General features: G+C 69.9%; 1 protein-coding gene and 1 rRNA gene. Both read right to left on the reverse strand.

Going from position 1 to position 522, the window contains the following annotated elements; genetic code table 11:
- Positions 1 to 235: hypothetical protein (locus tag ACWV17_RS33860; protein WP_455362674.1), on the reverse strand; the 235-nt coding region annotated here is incomplete at its 3' end.
- A 214-nt stretch (positions 236 to 449) separates the two neighbouring features.
- Positions 450 to 522: ribosomal RNA gene (gene rrf, locus ACWV17_RS33865) — 5S ribosomal RNA — on the reverse strand; the annotation flags it as partial.

A 522-nucleotide genomic window follows, 5' to 3' on the forward strand; every position in this document is an offset into this window, starting at 1 on the left:
CGGCGGAACCCGCCCCGCTCGTCATCGCGACGCGGCCCGCGATACCCACCACGGTCATCCTCACGACGCGGAGCCCGGTCATCACGAGGGAAGCCGCCGGCCGGCCGGCCGCCCCCGTCGTCGCGCGGCCCGCGAGATCCACCGCGGTCGTCGCCACGACGCGGCGCACGCTCGTCGCGCCGGAAACCACCACGATCATTGCTGTCACGGCGCGGCCCGCCGGACCGGTCGTCACGACCCCCGCGGAAGCCGCCCCTGTCGCCGCCGTCCCGCGAGCGCGGCTCGCGCTCGGGACGATCGTCGGGAGAGTTCGTGGACATGGGTGTGACTCCTGTCTTCGGGGTACCGCAGTCATTCTCGCGCAGTCGGCGATCCGACGCGCTTCGGCATAAAACAAAAGGACCCTTGGTCCCAGCATGAACGCTGGGACCAAGGGTCCTTGAAAGATTGTTCGGCGGCGTCCTACTCTCCCACAGGGTCCCCCCTGCAGTACCATCGGCGCTGAAAGGCTTAGCTTCCGGG

The sequence above is a fragment of the Streptomyces mabaensis genome, from assembly GCF_053763515.1.